We start from the raw sequence: 22,830 nt of genomic DNA, 5'->3' as shown, positions 1-22,830 counted from the left end.
CCGGAACTACCCTTGTTGTACACCAACAGCAAGGAGACGGTCATGACAAACAATCCTCCCTCATCGCGTATCCAGCCTGGCGAGTATGGTTTTCCCCTCAAGCTGAAGCCCCGTTATGAAAACTTTATCGGCGGCGACTGGGTTGCACCCGTCGACGGCGAATACTATTCCAATCTGACGCCCGTTACCGGCCAGCCGCTGTGTGAGATAGCCAGCTCCGGCAAGGGGGATATCGACCTGGCGCTGGACGCCGCGCACAAAGCCAAAGACAAATGGGGGCATACCTCTGTTCAGGACAGAGCGGCGATATTGTTCAAAATCGCTGACCGGATGGAACAGAATCTGGAGCTACTGGCAACGGCGGAAACCTGGGATAACGGCAAGCCAATCCGTGAAACGATGGCGGCAGACGTGCCGCTGGCCATTGACCACTTCCGCTATTTTGCCTCCTGTATTCGCGCTCAGGAGGGCGGAATTAGCGAGGTAGACAGCGACACCGTGGCGTACCACTTCCACGAACCGCTGGGCGTGGTGGGGCAGATCATTCCGTGGAACTTCCCGTTGCTGATGGCGAGCTGGAAAATGGCGCCCGCGCTGGCGGCGGGTAACTGCATTGTGCTCAAACCGGCCCGCCTGACCCCGCTGTCAGTCCTGCTGCTGATGGAAGTCATTGGCGACCTTCTCCCGCCAGGCGTGATTAACGTGGTGAACGGGGCGGGGGGTGAGATAGGGGAATATCTGGCGACCTCAAAACGGATCGCCAAAGTCGCGTTTACCGGGTCGACGGAAGTGGGTCAGCAGATCATGCAGTACGCGACCCAGAACATCATTCCAGTGACCCTGGAGCTGGGCGGTAAATCGCCGAACATTTTCTTCGCCGACGTCATGGAGGAAGAGGATGCCTTCTTCGATAAAGCCCTGGAAGGCTTTGCGCTGTTTGCTTTTAACCAGGGTGAAGTCTGTACCTGCCCAAGCCGCGCGCTGGTGCAGGAGTCTATCTATGAGCGCTTTATGGAGCGAGCCATTCGCCGCGTCGAGTCTATCCGCAGCGGTAACCCGCTTGATAACGTGACTCAGATGGGCGCGCAGGTCTCGCACGGGCAGATGGACACTATCCTCAACTACATTGATATCGGCAAGAAAGAAGGGGCGGATGTCCTGACCGGCGGTCGGCGTAAAATGCTGGGCGGCGATCTGCAGGACGGGTATTACCTGGAGCCGACGATCCTGTTCGGCAAAAACAACATGCGCGTCTTCCAGGAGGAAATTTTCGGACCGGTGCTGGCCGTCACCACCTTCAAAACGATGGAAGAGGCGCTGGAGATTGCTAACGATACGCCGTATGGCCTCGGGGCTGGCGTCTGGAGCCGCAACGGTAATCTGGCTTATAAAATGGGGCGGGGCATTCAGGCCGGGCGCGTGTGGACCAACTGCTACCACGCTTATCCGGCGCACGCGGCCTTTGGGGGCTATAAGCAGTCGGGCATCGGGCGTGAAACCCACAAGATGATGCTGGAGCATTATCAGCAGACGAAATGCCTGCTGGTGAGTTATTCCGATAAACCACTGGGGCTGTTCTAACCCTCCAGCTCAGGCTGCCCTTGGGCAGCCTGAGCAATTTGCTGACGCAGGCAGTTCAGTACGCCGTCCAGAATGTACTGCACGCGCCAGGGCTGGTATTCACGTTTGCGGAATATTGCCGTCAGGTCGAGCCACCACTCTTCCTGATGCGGGAAGCAGGGAACCAGAGAACCACTCTTAAGTTCTTTTTTCAGGCTTTCTTTCGGCGCAAAAACAATACCGAGATTATTTCGGGCCAGTTCCAGCGCCGTCTGCGTATTGTCGCAAATATAATTTCCGGTCACTCTGTAATCATATACGGTCTCACTGCCGTGGACGCGAAAACGCCAGATGTTCGCCTCATCCACCAGCATCGAGTCTATTAAAATACAGGAGTGATTAATTAAATCTTCAGGTCCGGTTAAGGGGTGGTTTTTCAAATATTCTTCAGTGGCAAATGCCGTGACGGAATATTTCGTTAATACACTGGCGACCAGACTTTCATCTTTCGGCTGAGCATAGGTAATGAGAATATCGCAATCATCGGGGAACGAGACCCCTTCGGAATATTCATTACGATCCAGGTTGTACGTTTTTAACGAGATGCGGATATCACCGATGTCCTCAATCTGATGGATCACGTGTCGCGCCAGATACATCACGATACCCGTTGGGGCGTAAATGGTCACTTTTCCGCGCTTCTCATGCTTATAATCAGCAATGAAATTAATGAGCTGGCTATTTTTATCCAGCGTGGCGTCAATGTAGGGGAGTAACGCTTCGCCAAACTGGGTTAGCGCCAGTTGACGGGTCGTGCGCTCAAATACCTTAAGACCGACACGCGTTTCAAAATCAGAAAGGTATTTACTGACGTTAGCCTGTGCCATGCCCAGCAGGGCTGCGGCATCGCCAATACTGTGGGTGGCTGCGATGACGGAAATAATTTTTAACTCGCGTGGTTTTAGCTGGAACTTATTCATCATGCGCACCCATCTATATGTTTTTATATATAATATTATATAAACTGCAGCGTTGCATTGGCAAATTTGTAACCATTATTATTCGCCTCGCTTGTTTGGCGTCTAAATGGATTACATGTAATGACTATTAAATACAATTTACTCATCGCAGCCACGTTATTTGCAACATCATCTGCAATGGCTGGTGACTTTTCACTTGGGGCGGGGGCTGTATTTAATGAGTCGCCTTATAAAGGATATAACGAAAATACCACGGCGGTACCGTTAATTAGCTATGAAGGCGACCGGTTTTATATTCGCCAGACCACCGGCGGATGGATCCTGTGGAAAGACGAAAAAAATGAATTCAGCATGACCGCATCGTGGATGCCACTGCGATTTGATCCTGAAGATAACGACGACGCTCAGATGAAACACCTCGATGAGCGTAAAGCATCAGCGTTTCTCGGCGGGGCGTACTACCGCCATGAACACTGGGGCTCGCTGAAAGTGGCGGTTTCGGGTGATGCGATGGATGAGAGCGGCGGCGTGATCGGTGAAATCTCATACTTCCGTCCGGTTCGGATGGAACGTCTGACGCTGACGCCATCGGTAGGTATTTTCTACAGCGACGAAAGCTATAACGATTACTACTACGGTGTATCCGGCAATGAGTCTCGCCGCTCAGGCCTCAATGAATACACCGCAGGTGATAGCTGGACGCCGTATGTGGGTCTCGCGGCTAAATATCAGTTAACCCAGAATCTGTTTATCAACGCCAGCGCGGTCTATACCGTGTTACCTGACGACGTGAAGAACAGTCCGATGATCGATCGCGAAGACAGTTTCGCGCTGATGACCGGCATGTCCTGGCGTTTCTGATCTAAAGCCGGGTGGCGATTGCCTACCCGGCCTCGGTTTTTATCTCCCGCGCCTGTGGGAGTGGGTTGGGGTGAGGCTGACAGGACAGATGCCTTCAGGCCTCATCCACCCAAATCCGCATTTCGCCTTCTCCCCGGTTTGCCCAGCTGAACCACGGAATAAAGGTCAACGTCCGGGGCTGGCGCTGCACCGGGGCGCGATCGTACTGCCACAGTGCCTGCGTGCCTTCCTCATCAGCGTGACGCGCGATACCCTCCGCCTGAATCAGTATCTTGTGCGCAAAGATCCCTTTTCCTTCAAAGACCCGAAATTCGCTCTGCTCAGGCAGGGAGAGGTTATGCAGGTTCGCGCCATTGTCGGCCTCTTCCAGGCAGTAGACCAGCGGGCCACGCTGCAGCGCGACTTTACCGGCCTGCTGGCGTACCAGCGGGTTACCGTACACGCGGCGGACCGGCATGGGTAAGGTCAGCGTAAGGGTATCTCCCTCCTGCCAGCGGCGGGTGAGGTACAGATACCCCCGGGAGACATCACCCGTGACCCTTTCGCCGTTCAGTGACACGGCCGGGCTTGCGCACCAGTCCGGTAAACGTAGTGCCAGCGTGTGGGTCACCGGGACAGGTGAGGTGATCTCGATGTTGACCTCTTCCTGCCATGGATAATTACCGCTAATCCGTAGCTGTAAGGTGCCCTCATCTACCGGTATGGCGACGTCGTTCCCCACATAGAGGTTGATAAAGAGCGCGTTCTGACGAACGGTATAGAGATAGTGGCCCAGCGAAGTGAGCACGCGGGCGATATTGGGCGGGCAACAGGCGCAGCCGAACCAGCGCTGGCGAACCGGCTTAACGTGGTCGTAGACATGATTAAATGCCAGCGTTTTAGGGTGTACCTCCAGCGGGTTCACATAGAAGAAATGTTTACCGTCCAGCGCCATGCCGCCCAGTACCGTGTTGTATAAGGCACGCTCCATCACGTCGGCGTACTGGCTGTCCGCTTCCATCTCCAGCATCCGGCGGGCAAACATCATCAGGCCAATGGAGGCGCAGCTTTCGGCATATACCGTATCGTTAGGCAAATCGTAATCGCTGCTGAAGGCTTCGCCACTGCTTTGCGAGCCGATCCCGCCGGTAACATAGAGCTGTCGCTGGGCCATGTTATTCCACAGCCGCAGGCAGTCCTGGCGTTTACCCTCGTCATGACTCAGGCGAGCAAGATGCGCCATACCCGCCATCAGATAGACAAATCGAACCGCGTGGCCGATGGCGGTGTGTTGTTCGGCAAGCGGTTGATGCGCCTGGCTATAGGCTTTGTCCTTGACCATCCACGCCGGGCCGTACGTGTTCCAGTACGATGTCCGGCCCCGTTTCTCATATTCGATATCGTAGAAATGAGGCTGCGTGCCGCGCGTGTCGATAAAATATTTCACAAGGGCCAGGTAACGCGGTTCCTGAGTGACGTCGTAAAGCCGCATAAGCGCCAGCTCAATTTCCGGATGGCCCGGATAACCGTGAAGCTGCTCCTCGCCGGGGCCAAAGACCCGGTCGATATGGTCCGCCAGTTTGCATACCACCTCCAGCAGACGGCGTTTTCCGGTCCCCTGAAAATAGGCCACGCCGGCTTCAATCATATGTCCGGCGCAGTACAGTTCGTGGCATTCGGCAAGGTTCGTCCAGCGCTCACCGGGTGCTTTCACCGTGAAGTAGGTGTTGAGATAGCCATCGTCACACTGTGCCGCTGCAATCAGCTCAATCACCTCATCGGCGGTTTTTTCACGTTCCGGGTCGGGCTTCTGGCACAACGACCACGCGACGGCTTCCAGCCATTTCGCCACGTCGCTGTCCTGAAACACCATTCCATAGAACTCCCCCTGTTCCAGCCCAGCCGCAATGCGGAAGTTGGTGATGGCGTGACTCGGTTCGGCTTCGGTAACGCGATCGTTTAGCGCATCCCACTGGTAGGGGATCACCACATCACGCACCAGCCGCTGATACTGCCCGAGAAACGGGTCGTTGATGTTCAGTGTGTGCAGGTCGGCTTCCATTATGGACATGTCATTCTCCTCAGGACGATACGTGACGCTGGCGCAGATCGGTGGCAATGCGCGACATCATGGGATTGTTGAGTCTGCACCAGCGGATTGAGACCGCCAGCAGCAGGTGGAAAAGGGCGGGGAGCAGTGTCTCCATCGCAGTAATTCCCTGTAACGAGGCTGGCGTCTGGTTGCCCGCGCCCGGCTGGTAGGCGACGGCAATAAACACCAGGCTGATGATCCCGGCGCTGGACGCCCAGGCGAGCTTGATGAAAAACAGATTGAAAGCGAAGTTCATGCCAGATGAACGTACCCCGTTTTTCCACTCACCATAGTCATCTGCAAATGCCATCAGCGAGAAGTGCAGGGGCAGGGTAAAACCGAGAATGACGCCGTTACTCAGAATAACGATCAGCCAGAGCGTCTGATGAGCCGGACCGCCTGGTAGAAACCACATTCCCGCCGCGAGCGCGGCCAGCACGAGGTTGGTGTAGTAATAGAGTTTGACGGTATCAATCCGGCGAGAAAGGGGATTCACGATCACCGCGCCGAGAATGGCGGCAAAGGTCACCATCGTGAAGAATAGCGAGGTATAAGCGGTACTGCCCTGGAGCACGTAGGTGATGAAGTACATGTAGCCGCCGCCACGAATGTTGAAGACGTTGATCAGCAGGAATGACATCACCAGCATCAGCAGGAGCTGATCGTTGTTGCGCAGGCCGGCCAGATGCTCGCGTAAGGTGAATTTGCCCATCAGCGCCAGCGGGACGCGCTCACGCACCCAGAAGAAGCAGCAGAGGAACATCACCACGGCGATGGCGCACAACACCCCAACGCCGAGTTGATAGCCTCGGGCAGCGTTGCCCTCGCCCAGCGCTGCGACCAGCCACGGCAGGCCAACAGAGACCAAAAAGCCCGCCACACCGCACAGCACAAAGCGCCATGACTGGCAGGAGATGACCTCGCTGTGGCGGGTGGTCATGGTGTTGATCAGCGCGCAGTAGGGCACGTTGATGGCGGTATAGCCCACTGACAACAGTATAGCCCACTGACAACAGCAGATAGGTACCAAACGCCCAGGCGATTTTCACCCCCATGCTGGCGTCAGGCACGGTGAAGGTCAGTACACCGATAACCCCGACAGGAAGCGCCACCCACAGCTGCCACGGGCGAAAACGCCCCCAACGGCTTTGTGTTCGGTCGGCAATCACCCCCATCACCGGATCGGAAATGGCGTCAAACACGCGCAGGGCAATAAACAGCGTGCCAACGAGCGCAGGCGTCAGACCAAAAACGTCGGTGTAGAAGAAGGTAAGAAAATTCATGATCAGGCAGGTAATGACCGTGCCACCCGCGTCACCCAGGCCGTAGCCAATTTTTTCGCGGACTGACAGGCGGTCATCCATTGCCCCTTGTACGACCTGTGATTCTGTAATCGGTGTGGAAGTCATGAGGTAACTCCTCGGTAATCGATTTTTATCGTATTTATGCAAGGTACCCCATTCATTCTGCACCGAACGCTCAGGCCAACAAGGGAAGGGAAAAGTATAAAAAGGTGACGATTCCGACCTGATGATAAATTTGTGATTTCGATCGGGAAGGCAGGAAGATATTCATTAATAATCAAAGCATAAGATGAATATTAATGGCAATCAGAGCGGAATGGTGAATATCCATGCTTGAATTATCCATAGCGCTTCCGATTAAAGTGCAAAATGGTGGACTCTTTATTTCCCGGGGCGTGGGCCGGCATCCGGCGCGCAAATTAACCTCGTGGGAGATTATCTTCGTCGAAAAAGGGACATTAACGATCCAGGAAGAAAACACGCTCTTTGAGGTGAAAGCGGGAGAGAGCTTACTGCTCTGGCCGGCGCGTCGACACGTGGGGACAGAAGATTTCCCGGCGGACCTGCGGTTCTACTGGCTGCATTTTGAGGTCGAAGCGCAATCGTCGCCTTTGCCACATGCTTTTCCGGTGGCTATTGAACAACATTGCTGCGTGCGCGATGCTCAATATGTGATTGCGCTATTCCGGCAATTCCTGAGTGAGCAGGAAAAATTACAGCGAAGCGTGGCGCTGGAAATGATTTTGCTGCTGATTTTACAGCAAGTGTCGATCTCCTCAGGTTATGAAGACAGAGCCGATGAAGCCGGCGCGGCCATGGCATGGAAGGCAAAACAGCTTATTCGCACGCAGTTTCATCTGCCGCTTTCCACATCGCAACTGGCAAAAGCCTTGCACTGCAATGCCGATTATCTGGGACGCGTATTTCGCCGGACCTTTCACTTAACCCTGACGGAGGCGATCCATCGCCAGCGCGTCAGGGCGGCAGAAAAGCTGTTGCTGAACGACTCCGCGTCCCTGACCGAAGTGGCAACCCGCTGCGGTTTTAATGATGTCGGGTATTTCCGGCAGATATTTTCAAAGCATACCGGCTTAACGCCCGCCGTCTGGAAACGGCGGTACTGTAAGGAGCATATTAATTCCGGGTGATCACTGCCCGTAGTAGGCATTTGCTCCATGCTTGCGCAGGTAATGTTTATCGAGCAGTTCCTGCTGCATCGTCGGTAGCTGTGGCGCAAGCTGGCGTGAAAACAGCCCCATAAAGGCGCACTCTTCCAGCACCACAGCGTTATGTACCGCATCGGCCGCATTTTTTCCCCAGGTGAACGGGCCGTGAGAATGCACCAGCACCGCCGGGATCTGCATCGGGTTTACGTCGCGCTCCTCAAAGGTTTTGATGATCACTTCACCGGTCTGGTATTCGTATTCACCCGCAATTTCAGCCGGGGTCATCAACCGCGTGCAGGGGATCGCACCATAAAAATAGTCAGCGTGCGTGGTACCCCATGCCGGTAAATCCTGCCCTGCCTGCGCCCAGACAGTGGCATGGCGGGAATGGGTATGCACAATGCCGCCAATTTCAGGGTAACGGCGATACAGCGCCAGGTGGGTTGGCGTGTCGGAAGAGGGTTTTTTAACCCCCTCGACCACCTGGCCCGTGGCAATGTCCACCACCACCATATCCTCTGCGGACATCACGTCATACTCCACGCCGGAGGGTTTAATCACCATCAGGCCGCGTTCACGATCCACCGCACTGACGTTGCCCCAGGTGAAAGTCACCAGCTGGTGGGCGGGCAGCGCCAGGTTTGCCGCCAGGACCTCGGCTTTGAGTTGTTCTAACATGTCATCCCTCCTTCCTGCATCCGGGCTTCAATCCAGCGGCGTGCCTGGATGATTTCCAGTACCGGCTCTTTGGCTTTTTCAGTCCACATTTCAATCAGAAATGCGCCGCGATAATTGAGCTGATTCAGCGTGTTAAATATGCCCACGAAATCGACGCACCCCTCACCGAACGGTACGTCACGAAACTGTCCGGGGCTTTGTTCAGTCACGGGCTGGGTATCTTTCAGGTGGATGGCGGCGATGCGATCGATGCCCAGCGTCAGCTCGGCGGCTACATCGTTACCCCACGCGCTCAGGTTGCCGACGTCCGGATAAACGCTGAACCATGGCGAAGCGAGCATTTCGTCCCACTTTTTCCATTTGCTGATGGAGTTCATAAACGCGGTATCCATGATCTCCACTGCCAGCATGACCTGCGCGGCGGCGGCCTGCTCCACGGCCCATGCCAGCCCTTCGGCAAAGCGTTGCCGGGTACCTTCGTCATGTTCTTCGTAATAGACGTCATACCCGGCAAGCTGGATGGTGCGAATACCGAGATCGCGCGCCAGACGGATGGCTTTGGTCATGATGGCGCGTGCGCGCTCGCGGACGGTCTCGTCCCGGCTACCAAACGGGAAACGGCGGTGGGCAGACAGACACATCGACGGGATCGCGACCCCGGTTTCCAGCATCGCCTCAACCAGAGAGGCGCGCTGCGCGGTGTTCCACTCAAGGCGGGACAGGCGCTCATCGGTTTCATCGATCGACATCTCGACAAAATCAAATCCGCAGCTTTTTGCCAGCACCAGGCGCTCTGGCCAGGTGAGCGCTTTCGGCAGCGCTTTTTCGTAGATACCTAACGGATGCTGACGCATGGTTACTCCCCCCAGATGTCGCGGATGTGTGAATGGAATGCATGGGCCACCTGCGGTGGGTTGGCAGCGCCTGTCAGTGCCCGTCCGGCAATAAACGCTTTCACATTGATCTGCTTAAACAGCGGCAGGTCGGCGGGGGTAATGCCGCCGGTGATCGAAAGCTGCAGGCCGATATCCGAGAGGGCTTTCATGCTGGCGAGATCTACTTCGCCCCACTGCTGGCCGCTGGCCTGTGCGTCGCGCCCACGGTGATAAATGGCCTGTGTGACCCCGATACGGTGCCATTCACGCGCATCATCCAGCGTCCAGTGACCAAACAGCTCCATCTGAATTTCCCCGCCGCAGCGCAGAGCCACCTCGTGACCCTTCTCGACGGTTGCCAGCGGCGCGGCGCAGATGATGGTCATCCAGTTCGCGCCTGCGCCAAACGCCTGTTCAGCCAGCGTTTCTCCGGCATCGGCCACTTTCCAGTCAGCCACGATCGTTTTTTCCGGGCACTGCTGGCGCAGTGCGCGCACGGCATTAAGCCCTTCGGTGAGACACAAAATGGTGCCTGCTTCGATAATATCGACGTGATCCGCAAGCCGCTCGACGTCGCGCTGTGCGGCCTGAAGTGAGGTATGGTCGAGCGCCAGCTGCAGTAATGGTCGGCTCATAGGTCGTGCTCCTTAACATGGGCGTGATAGCCCTGTAGTGCTGAAATCAGTAGCTGGTAGCGCTGATACTTGCGCTGGTAGGCCGCATGGGCATGCTTGTCGGGTGTGATGACGCGAATGTGATGTCTGACAGCCTGCTGCGCGGTGCGGAAATCGGGATAAACGCCGGTACCCACCAGCGCGGCCAGCGCCGCGCCGGAACAGCCGGTCTCTTCGACCTGCGGCAGTTCTATTGCCAGACCGCTGACGTCCGCGAGCATTTGCATCCACACATCTGAATGGGCAGGGCCGCCGGTTACGCGCAATGCCTGCACGTGCGTGAAGCGCTGTAGCATGCGGTTAAGATGGGTCATGTGGCTGAAGACCACACCTTCATAGACCGCCTGCAACAGATGCGCGCGGGTGTGCAGGGCCTGCATGCCGTAAAACCCGCAGGTCATCTCCAGCCCGGCGTTGCTGCCATAGAGGAACGGCAGGAAGAGCAGATCGCTTCCGGCTTTCGGCAGGCTGGCCACGGCCTGGTTGATCGCATCGAATGACATGTCGCCCCACTGTGTGGTCAACCATTCGAGGTTACCGGACGAGGTGGGGCTGGCTTCGTGAACGATGTAGTGCTGCGGATGAACGTAGCGCCCATACACATAGGGATACGGCTCGTTATGGCCTATACCGTTGGCGATCCCGCTGGTGACAGCCCAGGTGCCCATCACGGCGTTGAGCGTGCTGTCGTCATGTAACCCGGCGCAGATCGCGGTGGAAACCACATCAAACAGCCCCCCCACAACGGGTGTACCCGCTGCGAGACCGGTCAGGGCGGCGGCCTGAGCGGTGATTTCCCCGCACATTTCTGCTGAACCGACGATCGGCGGCAGCGCGCCGTCAATTTCGTCGATGCCGAGCCAGCGTGTGAGCTGCGGATCGTACTGCCCGGTGTTCATGTTGTAGAGATTGGATTCAGAGATGTTGCTCTCTTCACACCCTTTAACGCCGGTGAGGCACCAGCGCAGGTAGTCGTGCGCCATCATCACACAGCCAATCTGCTGATAACGGTGCGGTTCATTCTCTTTCACCCAACGCAGGAGGGAGGCGGGATGCCCCGTCCATAGCGTCTGGCGCGTATGCGGATAAAGCTTTTCAGGAATACCGTCCTGCTGCCAGCGCTGTACAATCTCCAGCGCCCGGCGGTCAGAGGAGAGCATGGCGTTGCCGAGGGGCTGGTCATACTTGTCCAGTAAAAACAGTCCTTTACCCTGAGCTGATATCCCGACGCCTTTGATTTGTGCGCCGCCAATGCCGGCCTTTTTAAGCAGCAGGGCGACGGTGGCGTGGCACTGCTGCCAGAGTTGGTGCATATCCCGCTCAGCGTGGCCTGCGTGTGGGCTGAGTGTGGCAACCGAGCGGCGCTCAATACAGACTTCCTGGCCCTGGCTGGTGTACAGACCGGCTTTCAGATACGTTCCGCCACAATCGATACCCAGCCAGAAGGGCTCTTTTTCACTCATCGTTGACTCTCTTGTCTTACGCCCTCTCTTCAGGAGAGGGCGGGGGGATCAGGCTGCGTGCTTATGCGGGTTCACGCCGGGGTTGGGTTCCGCTCCGGCATCGCATTTCGCCGGTAGCATCAGGGCGAGCAGCGAGGCCAGCGCCAGCGAAACCGCGAGGCAGTACACCCCGGCATCTTTGCTGTAGAGGGTAATCAGCACGCCCACCGCGTAAGGGCCGCAGAACCCACCGAGGTTACCCAGGGCGTTAATCACGCCGCGAGCGCCACCGGCCATCTCTGCGCTGAACAGGCGCGCCGGAATCGTCCAGAACACACCCGCAGCGGACTGCAGGAAGAAGCCACAGCCCACCAGCGCGGCATAGGCCAGCCAGATGTTCTCTTTCAACGCCACGGAGAGGAACATGCAGAGCGCGAAGCCAATCAGTGGCAGGGAGACGAACAGCTTGCGCTTGCCGGTACGGTCAGACAGTGAAGAGAACAGGAACATGCCCGCAATGGCACCGACATAAGGCAGGATGGCGAGCATTCCCACCTGGCCGATGCTGGTATGCGTCAGCTCTTTGAGAATGGTCGGCAGCCAGAGGGTGTAACCGTAAATCCCGGTCTGGTAGAAGAAGTTCAAGGCAATCAGCTGCCACATGGTTTTGTCGGACAGAACCGCCCTCAGCGAGGCATTTTTCACCGCTTTTCCGGCAATAGCCTGCTGTTCTGCGGCCAGCGTTTGTATCAGATAATTTTTCTCGGCCTCGGAGATCCAGCGAGCTTCCTGCGGGCGGTCGTAGACGGTGAACACCCAGAGCACCAGCACCACAATGGACATCAGCCCTTCAATGATGAACAACCAGCGCCAGTCGAGTGCGGTGATAATCCAGCCCGACAGGGGCGCGGTGATGATCCCCGCAATGGGAACAAACATGATAACAATCGCATTGGCGCGGCCGCGTTCGGCATCCGGGAACCAGTTACTGATCATCGTGAGCACCACGGGCAGCATCCCGCCTTCTGCCACACCGAGTAAGAAGCGCAGTGCCAGCAGTTGATACTGGTTGGTCACAACGCCGGTCAGGACCGAAATCACCGCCCAGGCAACCAGTGACCAGCCAATAAACTTCTTACCGCTGCCATGCACGGCAATCTTGCCGCCGGGCACCTGCAGGAACAGATAACCGATAAAGAAGATCCCACCCGCCAGGCCTGCCATGGTGGCAGAGATACCTAACTCTTCATCCATACCGCCTGGCATCGCAAATGCAATATTCACGCGGTCCATATATGAAATAATACAGGCGATAAGAATAGGCGGAATGATTCTTAACCAGCGCTGACGCGGAATATCCGCTTGTAGAGCATGAGTAGAAATATTCATATTTAATATCTCAGTGAATGTAACCGGAATAAGATTTTTATTGTTATTGCGTTGCTTTTTTCATTTCACTAATGCCGTCGCGCAAAATAGCGATACGATGGCTGACGTTAGCATTAGCATTTATTTCCAGTAATTTAATACCGGAGAATTTCAATGTTGCGGCGCTCGCCGCAGTAAAAAGTGCTTTTACCTGTTCGGTGGTCATTAAACTGTCGGCGCAGAACGGGGAAAATGGCGCGTGCAGATCCTGCCATTCGCCGTACGCTCCGCGGACGGAGGTTCCGGAGAACATCAGTGCGCCCAGCTTCCCGGCCTCCAGTGCGGCTTTAACATGTTCAGGCGGCAGCAAGGCACTGCGTCCTTCGATAGCCGACCGCGCCCAGTTGATGCATACGCTGATATCCGTTTCTTTCACCACCTCAAGCACCTGCGCTAAGGGCAAAAACCCCTTGCGTGGCGCGGGGCCGGTCATGGCATCGCAGTGTTCAAGCACCAGGTCGCATGACCAGTCCCATGAGGTGATTTCACGTATAGAACGGGAAAACGCAGCGGTAGCTTGTTCAACAGACGGGTTTCCCGCCTGCGGCGCGGCCTGCATCTCCAGAGCGATAATTTTGCCTGGAAAGCGAGTATTGATGGCATCAATCTTTCGCAGCAGATGGCGGTAATAGTCAACGCAGGCTTTGCGCTGTTCTTCATCGGCAGAGGCCAGGCCAAACGCGCCATTTGTGCCGCGGCGGCGCATGGTTTCCATCACCGCGGTAACCACCATTTGCCAGTCTCCCGGCGTATGGCGGAACAGCCATTCGTCACCCAACGGATGGAGATCCTCAAGACACGGTTGCTCCAGCCCGCGAATGTCTGGCGTGTCGGAAAGCTCTCGCCAGAAGTCCTGCTCTTCTTGTTCCCCTTGCTGGTGAAACGAGGGTGCGCAGGGGTACGCACCCATTATAAAACCGGTGTTAGTCATTTCGCATTCCCAATAGAGTTCAGAAAATTAATCTATTTCGCTGATTGCTACTTTCACCACAATTTTACGAATTGCCGATACCTTATTTTTAATGCAGGCAGGACGGTGAACATCCTGCGGGAAAAATATGGCGTACGTGCCGGGCGTCATTTCTATAAATGATTCATTTTCGCTGCCGTGATAAAAAATAATATCCCGCTGTTCCAGCAGTGATTCGCTTATTTCGTTATTGCCGGTATCAATGGCGACACCGATTTTCTCTTCACCCCATGCCAGAAACTGAATGTCCAGATAGCGACGGTGCACTTCGGGACGGTTCTCATCCCACGTTTGAGTGGTGAGGTCGAGCACCTGAGCAAAGATGTTACGTCCGTCAATGTTCACCACGCCAGGTGCCAGCGCCGTGAAATCCGTGGTGTGCAGAAAATCGAGCGCTTTCTCTATCGCCCGCGGCAGGCGACACGGATTTGGCTGCGAAATATGTCCTAAAATCATGGCCCACTCCTTACAGAGACTGGATTTTCGCCCACACGCTGTCGTCAATGGTGATGCCGTTGCGGCGGTTCTCTTCGAGCAGACGTGTGAATTCATGACCCGGCAGTCGAACCGCGACGTTGTCATCAGCCCGCTCGGCGTTGATGATAAAGTCCATGATGCGCTGCAGTTTGGCATCGCGGGTGGGTCCGTCGATCAAACGATCGACCTCGATGGCGATAAAGATTTGTGACACGCCATATTCGTCGCTGTTGTCCTGGGTCACTTCCGCAACGGAGGATCCGTTGGAGAGCAGGGTTGCGATCATGTCGAGGACGATGGATAAGCCCGATCCTTTCCAGTAGCCCATCGGCAGAATGCGGCGGTTTTTCTCGATCACACCAGGTTCTCTGGTGAGGTGCCCTTCATCGTCAAAGCCCCCATCCACCGGCAACGTGCGTCCGGCCAGGCGATTCACTTCCAGCATGCCGTAGGAGAACATTGACATCGACATATCGACCATTGTGATCGGCGTAGACGGAATCGCCACGATCAGAGGGTTAGTGCCGATGCAGCACGCTTTTGAGCCCCAGGCTGGCATGACGGCAATGGAGTTAGTCCAGCAGATCCCGATGTACCCCTTCTCTGCGGCCTGCCAGCCGTAGCTGCCGCCGCGCATCCAGTGGTTGGCGTTTCGCAGTGCCACCAGGCCGATACCGTGGTCGGCGGCCAGTTCGGTGGCGCGATCCATCATCTTTTTCGCCGTCAGGTTGCCAATGGAACGTCGGGCATCCCACTGTTCGATGGCACCCAGCGAGGTCACCCGTGTTGGCTGGGCATCAGGAATGATGTCGCCGGCATCAAGCTGCTGAATGAAACGAGGGAAGCGGTTAACCCCGTGTGAATAGACGCCCGATTCCGTGGTGCGGGCAAACATCTCCGCGCAGGCGTCGGCGGTGTCCGCTTTTACGCCGCGATCGACCAGGACCCGCCTGAACGCCGCTTTTAACTCTTCAAAGGTCACTTTCATCCCTGTTCTCCTGTTTTTGTCGGGGCAAGTGCGAGTGCTTTTTTATCGCTAAATTTCACTATGCGAAATCTGATTTCAAATATAGCGATCAAATTTTGCCAGATCAACGACATTCATGATTTTCAAAATCGATTAAAATCAACTGGTTGTGTTTTTTCTGTTGAGATCGTGAACTGAACCACACTTTGCGCTACCATCAGGGCGCGATAAAAAGGAGCCATTGGATGAGCACGAAAGAGAGCGAAATGACGCAAGAAAAAGAGAGGCCAGCAGGTAGCCAGAGCTTGTTTCGCGGCCTGATGCTGATTGAGATCCTCAGCAACTACCCGAACGGGTGTCCGTTGGCCCATTTATCGGAACTGGCAGGGCTGAATAAAAGCACCGTGCACCGCTTACTGCAGGGGTTACAGTCGTGCGGGTACGTTACCCCGGCGCCTGCGGCGGGCAGCTACCGCCTGACCACCAAATTTATCGCCGTCGGGCAAAAGGCGCTGTCGTCGCTGAATATCATTCACGTGGCGGCTCCGCACCTTGAGACGCTGAATATCGCCACCGGTGAGACGGTGAACTTCTCAAGCCGCGAGGACGATCACGCCATTCTGATTTATAAGCTGGAGCCCACAACCGGTATGCTGCGCACGCGTGCTTACATCGGTCAGCATATGCCGCTCTATTGTTCGGCGATGGGCAAAATCTACATGGCGTTTGGTCATCAGGACTATGTGGCGAGCTACTGGCAGAGCCATCAGGAGCAGATCCAGCCGCTCACCCGCAACACGATTACCGAGCTGAGCGCGATGTATGACGAGCTGGCGGAAATCCGCGAGCACAGCATGGCGATGGATAAAGAAGAGAACGAGCTGGGCGTCTCCTGTCTTGCCGTACCGGTGTTTGATATTCATGGCCGCGTGCCGTACGCGATCTCCATTTCGCTCTCGACGTCCCGCATGAAGCAAATTGGTGAAAAAAACCTGCTGAAACCGCTGCGGGAAACGGCAGAGGCTATCTCAAAAGAGCTGGGTTTTAACGTGCGCGGAGCGTGACAGATGAACCGATTTATCCTGGCTGATACGGAAAAATGCATTGGCTGCCGTACCTGCGAAGTGGCCTGCGTGGTGTCGCATCAGGGAATGCTTTCTGCAGGCGCGTTTACGCCCCGCATTCGGGTGGTCAAAGGCGGCGCATTCACTACGGCTGTGGGCTGCCATCAGTGTGAAGATGCCCCTTGTGCCACTGTTTGTCCGACACAGGCGATTCGCCACACCGCGGGTGCCTGGCGGGTGGAGCCGGCGCGCTGTATTGGCTGTAAAAGTTGTGTGGTAGCGTGCCCGTTTGGGGCAATGCAGGTTCAGCGGGTGGGGAACCGCGTTCAGGCGGTGAAATGTGATTTGTGCGCAGATCGCGAGGCTGGACCCGCCTGTGTGGAGGCGTGCCCAACCCACGCGCTGCGCTGTGTTGACCCCGCCAGATTACGCACCGAACGGCTGCATAATCTGGCGTAACGCGTTACTGGCTATCTTCGCGCCAGGCGTACTCGATCTCTTCGGCGAGAATTTTCACGCCCGCTTCGATTTTCTCCGGATCGGGCACGTAGTTCATGCGCATGCACTGATGCGTATGAGGCCACGGCTTATCCAGACCCGGGAAGAAGTAATCACCCGGCACCATCAACACGCCGCGCTTTTTCAGGCGCTGGTAGAGAAGCTCGGTGGTGATCGGCAGATCCTTAAACCACAGCCACAGGAAAATTGCCCCTTCAGGTTTGTGGATCAGGCAGCGTTCTTCCGGTAAGTAGCGGCGAAGAATGGCGATCGTTTCCTGTACCCGCTGGTAATAGAACGGCTTGATAACCTCGTTCGACAGGCGCAGCAGGTCATTACGTTTGATCATTTCACACATCATCGCCGGGCCGATTCCCCCCGGGGAAAGGCTGATAATGCCGTTCATGTTGGTAATGGCGGTGATGATTTTTTCATTGGCGATGATGATCCCGCAACGGCTGCCCGGCAGACCCAGCTTGGAAAGGCTCATACACAGGACGATGTTAGGGTTCCACAGCGGACGTGCTTCGCTGAAGATGATCCCCGGGAACGGCACGCCATAAGCGTTATCAATCACCAGCGGGATGTCGTGCTGATTCGCCAGCGCATCCAGCTTCATCAGTTCGTCGTCGGTGATGACGTTGCCCGTTGGGTTGGTTGGACGTGATACGCAGATCATGCCCGTCTCTTCACCAATATGCAGATGTTCAAAGTCGACGTGATATTTGAACTGGCCTTCTGGCAGCAGCTCAATATTCGGGCGCGCCGAGACGAACAGATCCTCTTCGAGGCCGGAATCGGCATAGCCGATGTACTCTGGCGCCAGCGGAAACAGCACTTTTTTGGTGGTGCCGTCGGCGCGACGGCCTGCGAACAGATTAAACAAGTAGAAAAATGCGCTCTGACTGCCGTTTGTCAGTGCAATATTCTGTGGTTCGATATCCCAACCCAGCTCTTTGCGCAGCATTTCAGCAAGCAGCGTCAGCAGTTCGGTTTTACCCTGCGGGCCATCGTAGTTGCAAAGCGCATCGGTTGCTTTCCCGCTTTCCAGCATCTGAGCCAGCAGCGTCTGAAAATAGGTGTTCATCTCCGGAATTTGAGCCGGGTTTCCGCCGCCGAGCATGATGGCGCCTGGTGTGCGCAGCCCGTCGTTGAGGTCCTCCATCAGGCGAGTAATGCCTGAATGGCGGGTGAATTTGTCGCCGAAAAGTGAAAACGTCATAGCAGGTGATCTGTCGAGCTTATTTTGAAAGTGGGTAACCATAACGCTAGCACCGTGCTGGTGCAAATCGAGAGATGCGGTCAGGATTGTTGTTTTATGTGGCGGGAAGGTATTTAGGTAGTGGATTATTCTGGTGAAATATCCCTCTCCCGGAGGGGGAGAGGGAACCGGTTTGCGTCGTTATTGATTACCCGCCCACACCACCATGACCTTATCGCCATTGTGCTCGCGAACGAAGCCGTAGCCTTCTTTCAGCGACAGCGTGGTTTGTTTGCCTTCACCTATTGCGGGATGACGGGCGCGGAACTGGCCCAGAACCTGCCAGTGGGCGACGGTTAAGGCCTGCTTGCCCGTCACGTCCTGCCAGTTCATATCCGAGCGGGTGCCCTGTAATGGATCAGACCCTGTCGGTCCGAATGGCCGCTCGGATTCATCGCCGTAGTAAATTTGTACGCTGCCCGGGGCGAGCAGGAGCAGCTCTGCGGCACGCTGGCCGCCTTCACGGAAAAGGCGTGTGTCATGCGACGAGAGATAGCTCAGGACATTGAAGCTTTGCAGTTTTTCCGCCATCTGCTGCCAGGTCAGGTCGATGTCCGCCAGACAACCGACCGCTTTTGCTGCCTGCTCCTGATAATCAAAGTTGATCATCGCGTCAAACCCGTGGCGGTAATAATCGCTTTGCATCACGCCGTGGCCCCATGACTCGCCGGTCATCCAGAACGGGGTATTGTCGAGTTTTTTGTCGGGGTTCGCGCCTTTCCAGGCTGCCAGCGCCTGGCTTGCCTGATCTTTCAACTGCTGCCAGGCCTCGAGTTCCACGTGTTTTGCCGTATCCACACGGAAACCGTCAATGCCATAGTCACGTACCCACTGGCTGAGCCAGTGGGTCAGGTAATCACGCGGGGTGTAGCCCGAAATGGCCTTCGCGTGGGTATCAGGTTTATGTTGGTAGAAGTTGGGTAAACCGGAAGGGGTCGTCGACTCCGTTTTCAGGTCCGGCAGGAATGCCAGCGACAGGGTTAAATCGTCGAAGCCGGGATTGTCATAATCACCAATGTCGGTGCGGATCCACTTTTTACCCCACCATTTTTCCCAGGCGGCTTTGTCGCTGAAGTTGATGTAATCGTTGAAGCTGTGCCAGCTTTGGCCTGCTCCCGGCTTCCAGTCCGTCCAGTGCTCGCCCAGCGTTTTTTTCAGTTCTTCACCCTGCAGATAAAGGGCCCCGAACTGGAACGCCTGCATGTCTGCGAGCGTCGCGTAACCCGTGTGGTTCATGACGATATCAAACAAGATGCGGATCCCGCGTTTATGCGCTTCATCGACAAGGTGGCGTAAATCATCTTCGGTGCCCATGTTGGCATCAAGCGTGGTCCAGTCCTGGGTGTAGTAGCCATGATAGGCGTAGTGGGGGAAGTCACCTTTGGTGCCACCGCCAACCCAGCCGTGGATCTGCTCCAGCGGGGAGCTTATCCAGAGCGCATTCACGCCCAGCTGCTGTAAATAATCGAGCCGGGTTGTAAGCCCCTTGAGATCGCCACCGTGGAAGGTGCCGATCTCCTGCATGCCATCTTTGTGGCGTCCATAGCTGTTATCGTTAGAGGGATCGCCGTTGACAAAGCGGTCAGTCAGCACGAAATAGACGGTGGCGTTTTGCCAGCTAAAGGGCGCGGGTTTGTCGGTCTCAGCGCGTTCAAGCAGCAGCAGACCGTTGCTGTTGGCGGCGGGTTGCAGGGTGATTTTCCCATTCTGCACTGTTGCAGTCTGTTTGCTGTAGAAATCACGGACCACCGATCCTTCCGGGAAATCGTTGCCAACTTCAAGCGTCAGGGGTTTACCGTCCCACTTCGGACACTGGCGGGTAACGTTTGCAAGCGACGGTTCCGCTGCGCTCTGAATAGTCAGCATCAGTGTGGGCGTACCGGAGCGGGTATCGACACGTATCTGATACTCGCCGTCGCGGAACAGTCGCCACTGCGGCGGCGTGCCGTCACATTTTTTAAGCGACAGCATCTCATTGAGTTTTATTGCATCCGTTGGCTGCCAGCACGTGTTGTCAAAACTCAGCGTAAGAGGGCGAGTACCCTTCGCAAGCTTTGCCTGGCTGGTAAATATCCCGGTACCTTCGGCGCTAAAGGCGTTGAAACCCGGTGATGACCAGTCAGCATGAGCCAGTGCGGGTAACATCAGAAAAGCTAATGCGGTGCGTTTCATTCCATTTTCCTGTCGCGGCATTTTTGACCAGTGTGCCATCAGGTGTGGGGTAAAAACTCATCCCCCGGGGCTTTCTGCAAGGATGACGCGTGAGGATGAGTGATCCCGCGCAAAATTAGGAAGTTATCTGCGAGTTCGCGCACAATTTTTCAGAATTGATGCTTATGTGAGCAGGTTTCAGGTGACATAGTTTCGGAATTGGACTATTTCTATACGTGCTCTTGCAGTCTATTTTTGTTATGATTTGAGATTCCGCTCTCAAATTTGTGAAAAAAATAAGGTGTTGGAATGTTTATATCCGACCAGGAGACCTAATGATATCGACTCCCATTCGACGATATGGGGCCGCGATACTCATGTTACTCACCATGGCATTTTCGGGTGAGGTGCTTGCGAAGACGCACACGGATACAACGAGTAAGAAAGCCCACGTAATAAAGACGACAAGTAGTAAGGTTAGCAGTAAACAAGAGTATTCTCGCAATAGTGCAAAGAGTAGTTCACTTCCTGATTTGCGAAAATACCCTTCCGGAACACCAAGGAAAAAAGCGTTTCTCCGGACGGTAATGCCTTACATCACAAGTCAAAACGCCGCGATTACTGCGGATCGTAACTGGTTGATTGCCAAACAGTACGACAGCCGTTGGTCGCCATCAGAACGCGCGCGTCTGAAAGATATCACCAAACGCTACAAGGTGAGCTGGAACGGTAACACGCGCCGTGTGCCGTGGAACTCTCTCTTAGAGCGTGTCGACATTATCCCGGGGAGCATGGTTGCGACCATGGCTGCAGCCGAAAGTGGCTGGGGTACCTCGAAACTGGCGCGTAATAACAACAACCTGTTTGGTATGAAATGTATCAAGGGTCGTTGTAACAATGCACCAGGTAAGGTGAAAGGTTATTCTCAGTTTGAATCAGTGAAAGATTCTGTGAATGCCTACGTGGTGAATCTGAACACGCATCCGGCCTACTCATCGTTCCGTAAATCGCGCGCTCAGCTGCGTAAAGCGGATCAGGAAGTGACGGCCAGCACGATGATCCACAAGCTGAAAGGTTATTCGACCAAGGGACAGAGCTATAACAACTATCTGTTCGCGATGTACCAGGATAACCAGCGCTTAATCGCCGCACATATGTAATTCAAAAAAACGCCTTCCATCGGAAGGCGTTTTCTTTTCTCTTTTTTCTACATCATCACTTCGCTGTGACGCTCCCGGTACTCTTTTGGCGTACTTTCATACTCCTTTCGGAACACCGAATAAAAATATTGCAGCGACGGGTAACCGCACATCTGTGAGATTTCGTTGATCGACAATGAGGTGGAGATCAGCAGGCTGCGTGCTTTCTCCAGTTTCTCGGCGTGGATGACCGCATGAATGGTTTCGCCCACTTCCTCTTTAAACCGCTTCTCCAGATTCGAACGGGAAATGCCCACCGAGTCCAGCACCTGATCGACCTTAATCCCTTTGCAGGCGTTGTTGCGAATGTAGTGCATGGCCTGAATAACTGCCGGGTCGCTTAAGGAGCGGTAATCCGTTGAACGGCGTTCGACTACGCGAACTGGGGGAACCAGTAAACGCTGAAGCGGCAACGCTTCTTTATCCAGCAGACGATGCAGTAACTTCGCCGCCTGATAGCCCATCTGACGCGTACCCTGTGCCACGGACGAGAGCGCCACGCGAGAGAGGTAACGCGTCAGTTCCTCGTTATCGATGCCAATGACGCACAGTTTTTCCGGCACCGGAATGTGTAAATGTTCGCAGACCTGCAAGACGTGGCGGGCACGAGCATCCGTAACGGCAATGATGCCGGTTTGCGGCGGCAGAGTTTGCAGCCAGTCCGCCAGTCGGTTTTGCGCGTGCTGCCAGTTTTCCGGCGCGGTCTCCAGCCCCTGATAAACCACGCCGCGGTACTTCTCCTGCGCGACAAGCTGGCAGAAAGCATGTTCACGCTCAACTGCCCAGCGCTTGCCGCTGGTTGACGGTAAACCATAAAACGCGAAGCGATGGACGCCTTTCTCTTTCAAATGCAGGAAGGCGGTCTCAACCAGCGCATGGTTATCGGTGGCGATATAGTGGACCGGCGGATAGTGCTCGGGCGCATGGTAAGAGCCGCCGACGCCGACAATCGGAACGTCGACGTCAGTCAGCAATTGCTCAATGACGGGGTCGTCGTAGTCAGCGATGACCCCATCGCCCAGCCACTCTTTGATGTTTTCGAGACGGGTTCGGAAATCTTCTTCGATAAAAATATCCCACTCGGATTGCGACGCCTGCAAATATTCACCAACGCCCTCCACCACCTGACGGTCGTAGGCTTTGTTGGCATTGAATAACAACGTGATGCGGTGACGCTTTTCAAACATGGCTAACTTCCCAAATA

The 22,830-nt window shown here is 55.4% G+C and carries 19 protein-coding genes and 1 pseudogene; 6 read left to right on the top strand and 14 right to left on the bottom strand.

The features are described 5' to 3' along the window. The first annotated feature begins 42 nt into the window (after window positions 1-42). Entirely contained in the window at window positions 43-1,581 is a 1,539-nt protein-coding gene (locus tag ACMVME_RS17275) for an aldehyde dehydrogenase family protein (protein WP_059305610.1), read from the top strand. Here ACMVME_RS17275 and ACMVME_RS17270 read toward each other — a convergent pair. After that, window positions 1,578-2,543 (bottom strand): LysR family transcriptional regulator, encoded by a 966-nt coding sequence (locus ACMVME_RS17270; protein WP_062777982.1) that lies wholly within the window; start codon window positions 2,541-2,543, stop codon window positions 1,578-1,580. The two genes, ACMVME_RS17275 and ACMVME_RS17270, sit on opposite strands and share 4 nt — an antisense overlap. Window positions 2,544-2,660: 117 nt before the next feature. On the opposite strand from ACMVME_RS17270, the gene ACMVME_RS17265 reads away from it, so the two are divergent. Continuing rightward, window positions 2,661-3,401 (top strand): MipA/OmpV family protein, encoded by a 741-nt coding sequence (locus tag ACMVME_RS17265; RefSeq protein ID WP_014168097.1) that lies wholly within the window; start codon window positions 2,661-2,663, stop codon window positions 3,399-3,401. Between the two features lie 94 nt (window positions 3,402-3,495). Here ACMVME_RS17265 and ACMVME_RS17260 read toward each other — a convergent pair whose 3' ends face one another. Further along, window positions 3,496-5,451, bottom strand: coding sequence for a glycoside hydrolase family 127 protein (locus ACMVME_RS17260; RefSeq protein ID WP_414743461.1), 1,956 nt, complete (start codon window positions 5,449-5,451; stop codon window positions 3,496-3,498). 10 nt (window positions 5,452-5,461) lie between these two features. Then, window positions 5,462-6,881: pseudogene (locus tag ACMVME_RS17255) on the bottom strand (MFS transporter). A 224-nt stretch (window positions 6,882-7,105) separates the two neighbouring features. Here ACMVME_RS17255 and ACMVME_RS17250 point away from each other — a divergent pair. Next, window positions 7,106-7,924 carry a helix-turn-helix domain-containing protein gene (locus ACMVME_RS17250; RefSeq protein ID WP_025206441.1) on the top strand — a complete coding sequence of 273 codons (819 nt, stop codon included), beginning with the start codon at window positions 7,106-7,108 and terminating at the stop codon, window positions 7,922-7,924. Here the strand turns inward: ACMVME_RS17250 and araD are convergent, their stop codons facing one another. The 8 genes from araD to yiaK are packed head-to-tail and all read right to left on the bottom strand — an operon-like array spanning window position 7,925 to window position 15,474. Next, window positions 7,925-8,620, bottom strand: a complete 696-nt coding sequence (araD, locus tag ACMVME_RS17245; protein ID WP_014168101.1) for an L-ribulose-5-phosphate 4-epimerase — start codon at window positions 8,618-8,620, stop codon at window positions 7,925-7,927. Further along, window positions 8,614-9,474, bottom strand: coding sequence for an L-ribulose-5-phosphate 3-epimerase (locus ACMVME_RS17240; protein ID WP_014168102.1), 861 nt, complete (start codon window positions 9,472-9,474; stop codon window positions 8,614-8,616). The genes araD and ACMVME_RS17240 overlap by 7 nt, the downstream gene beginning before the upstream one ends. Before the next feature lie 2 nt (window positions 9,475-9,476). Further along, window positions 9,477-10,130, bottom strand: a complete 654-nt coding sequence (ulaD, locus tag ACMVME_RS17235; protein WP_050737628.1) for a 3-keto-L-gulonate-6-phosphate decarboxylase UlaD — start codon at window positions 10,128-10,130, stop codon at window positions 9,477-9,479. Beyond that, window positions 10,127-11,632 (bottom strand): FGGY-family carbohydrate kinase, encoded by a 1,506-nt coding sequence (locus tag ACMVME_RS17230; protein ID WP_068795316.1) that lies wholly within the window; start codon window positions 11,630-11,632, stop codon window positions 10,127-10,129. Before ACMVME_RS17230 ends, ulaD begins: the two co-directional genes overlap by 4 nt. Before the next feature lie 48 nt (window positions 11,633-11,680). Continuing rightward, a complete protein-coding gene (locus tag ACMVME_RS17225; protein WP_047742797.1) occupies window positions 11,681-13,000 on the bottom strand; it encodes an MFS transporter in 1,320 nt (439 codons plus the stop codon). 43 nt (window positions 13,001-13,043) lie between these two features. Next, entirely contained in the window at window positions 13,044-13,970 is a 927-nt protein-coding gene (locus ACMVME_RS17220; protein WP_068795315.1) for a DUF4862 family protein, read from the bottom strand. Between the two features lie 27 nt (window positions 13,971-13,997). Further along, a complete protein-coding gene (locus tag ACMVME_RS17215; RefSeq protein ID WP_068795314.1) occupies window positions 13,998-14,465 on the bottom strand; it encodes a YhcH/YjgK/YiaL family protein in 468 nt (155 codons plus the stop codon). Window positions 14,466-14,475: 10 nt separating this feature from the next. After that, window positions 14,476-15,474: a 3-dehydro-L-gulonate 2-dehydrogenase gene (gene yiaK / locus ACMVME_RS17210; protein ID WP_014168108.1), complete on the bottom strand. Its 999-nt coding sequence runs from the start codon at window positions 15,472-15,474 to the stop codon at window positions 14,476-14,478. A 224-nt stretch (window positions 15,475-15,698) separates the two neighbouring features. Here yiaK and yiaJ point away from each other — a divergent pair, with 224 nt between their 5' ends. Beyond that, on the top strand, window positions 15,699-16,517 hold the full coding sequence (gene yiaJ / locus ACMVME_RS17205) for an IclR family transcriptional regulator YiaJ (protein ID WP_020882654.1): 819 nt from the start codon (window positions 15,699-15,701) through the stop codon (window positions 16,515-16,517). A gap of 3 nt (window positions 16,518-16,520) precedes the next feature. Beyond that, window positions 16,521-16,976, top strand: coding sequence for a 4Fe-4S binding protein (locus tag ACMVME_RS17200; RefSeq protein WP_032679988.1), 456 nt, complete (start codon window positions 16,521-16,523; stop codon window positions 16,974-16,976). 4 nt (window positions 16,977-16,980) lie between these two features. Here the strand turns inward: ACMVME_RS17200 and avtA are convergent, their stop codons facing one another. Together avtA and ACMVME_RS17190 are read right to left on the bottom strand one after the other, a co-directional pair. Then, window positions 16,981-18,237, bottom strand: coding sequence for a valine--pyruvate transaminase (avtA, locus tag ACMVME_RS17195; protein ID WP_020882652.1), 1,257 nt, complete (start codon window positions 18,235-18,237; stop codon window positions 16,981-16,983). Window positions 18,238-18,417: 180 nt separating this feature from the next. Then, window positions 18,418-20,448, bottom strand: coding sequence for an alpha-amylase (locus ACMVME_RS17190; protein WP_068795313.1), 2,031 nt, complete (start codon window positions 20,446-20,448; stop codon window positions 18,418-18,420). A gap of 314 nt (window positions 20,449-20,762) precedes the next feature. Between ACMVME_RS17190 and ACMVME_RS17185 the strand changes: the two genes are divergently transcribed. Further along, window positions 20,763-21,587, top strand: a complete 825-nt coding sequence (locus tag ACMVME_RS17185) for a protein bax (RefSeq protein WP_020882650.1) — start codon at window positions 20,763-20,765, stop codon at window positions 21,585-21,587. A gap of 47 nt (window positions 21,588-21,634) precedes the next feature. On the opposite strand, the gene xylR is transcribed toward ACMVME_RS17185, so the two are convergent. Then, complete coding sequence (gene xylR / locus ACMVME_RS17180; protein WP_020882649.1) at window positions 21,635-22,813, bottom strand: D-xylose utilization transcriptional activator XylR; 1,179 nt, start codon at window positions 22,811-22,813, stop codon at window positions 21,635-21,637. Window positions 22,814-22,830 lie beyond the last annotated feature (17 nt).

Origin of the sequence: Enterobacter cloacae complex sp. 2024EL-00711 (assembly GCF_047529885.1) — a bacterium.
Taxonomy (GTDB): Bacteria; Pseudomonadota; Gammaproteobacteria; order Enterobacterales; family Enterobacteriaceae; genus Enterobacter; species Enterobacter ludwigii.
The sequence above is the reverse complement of the archived record's forward strand: the minus strand, read 5'-3'. Positions and strand labels throughout refer to the sequence as shown.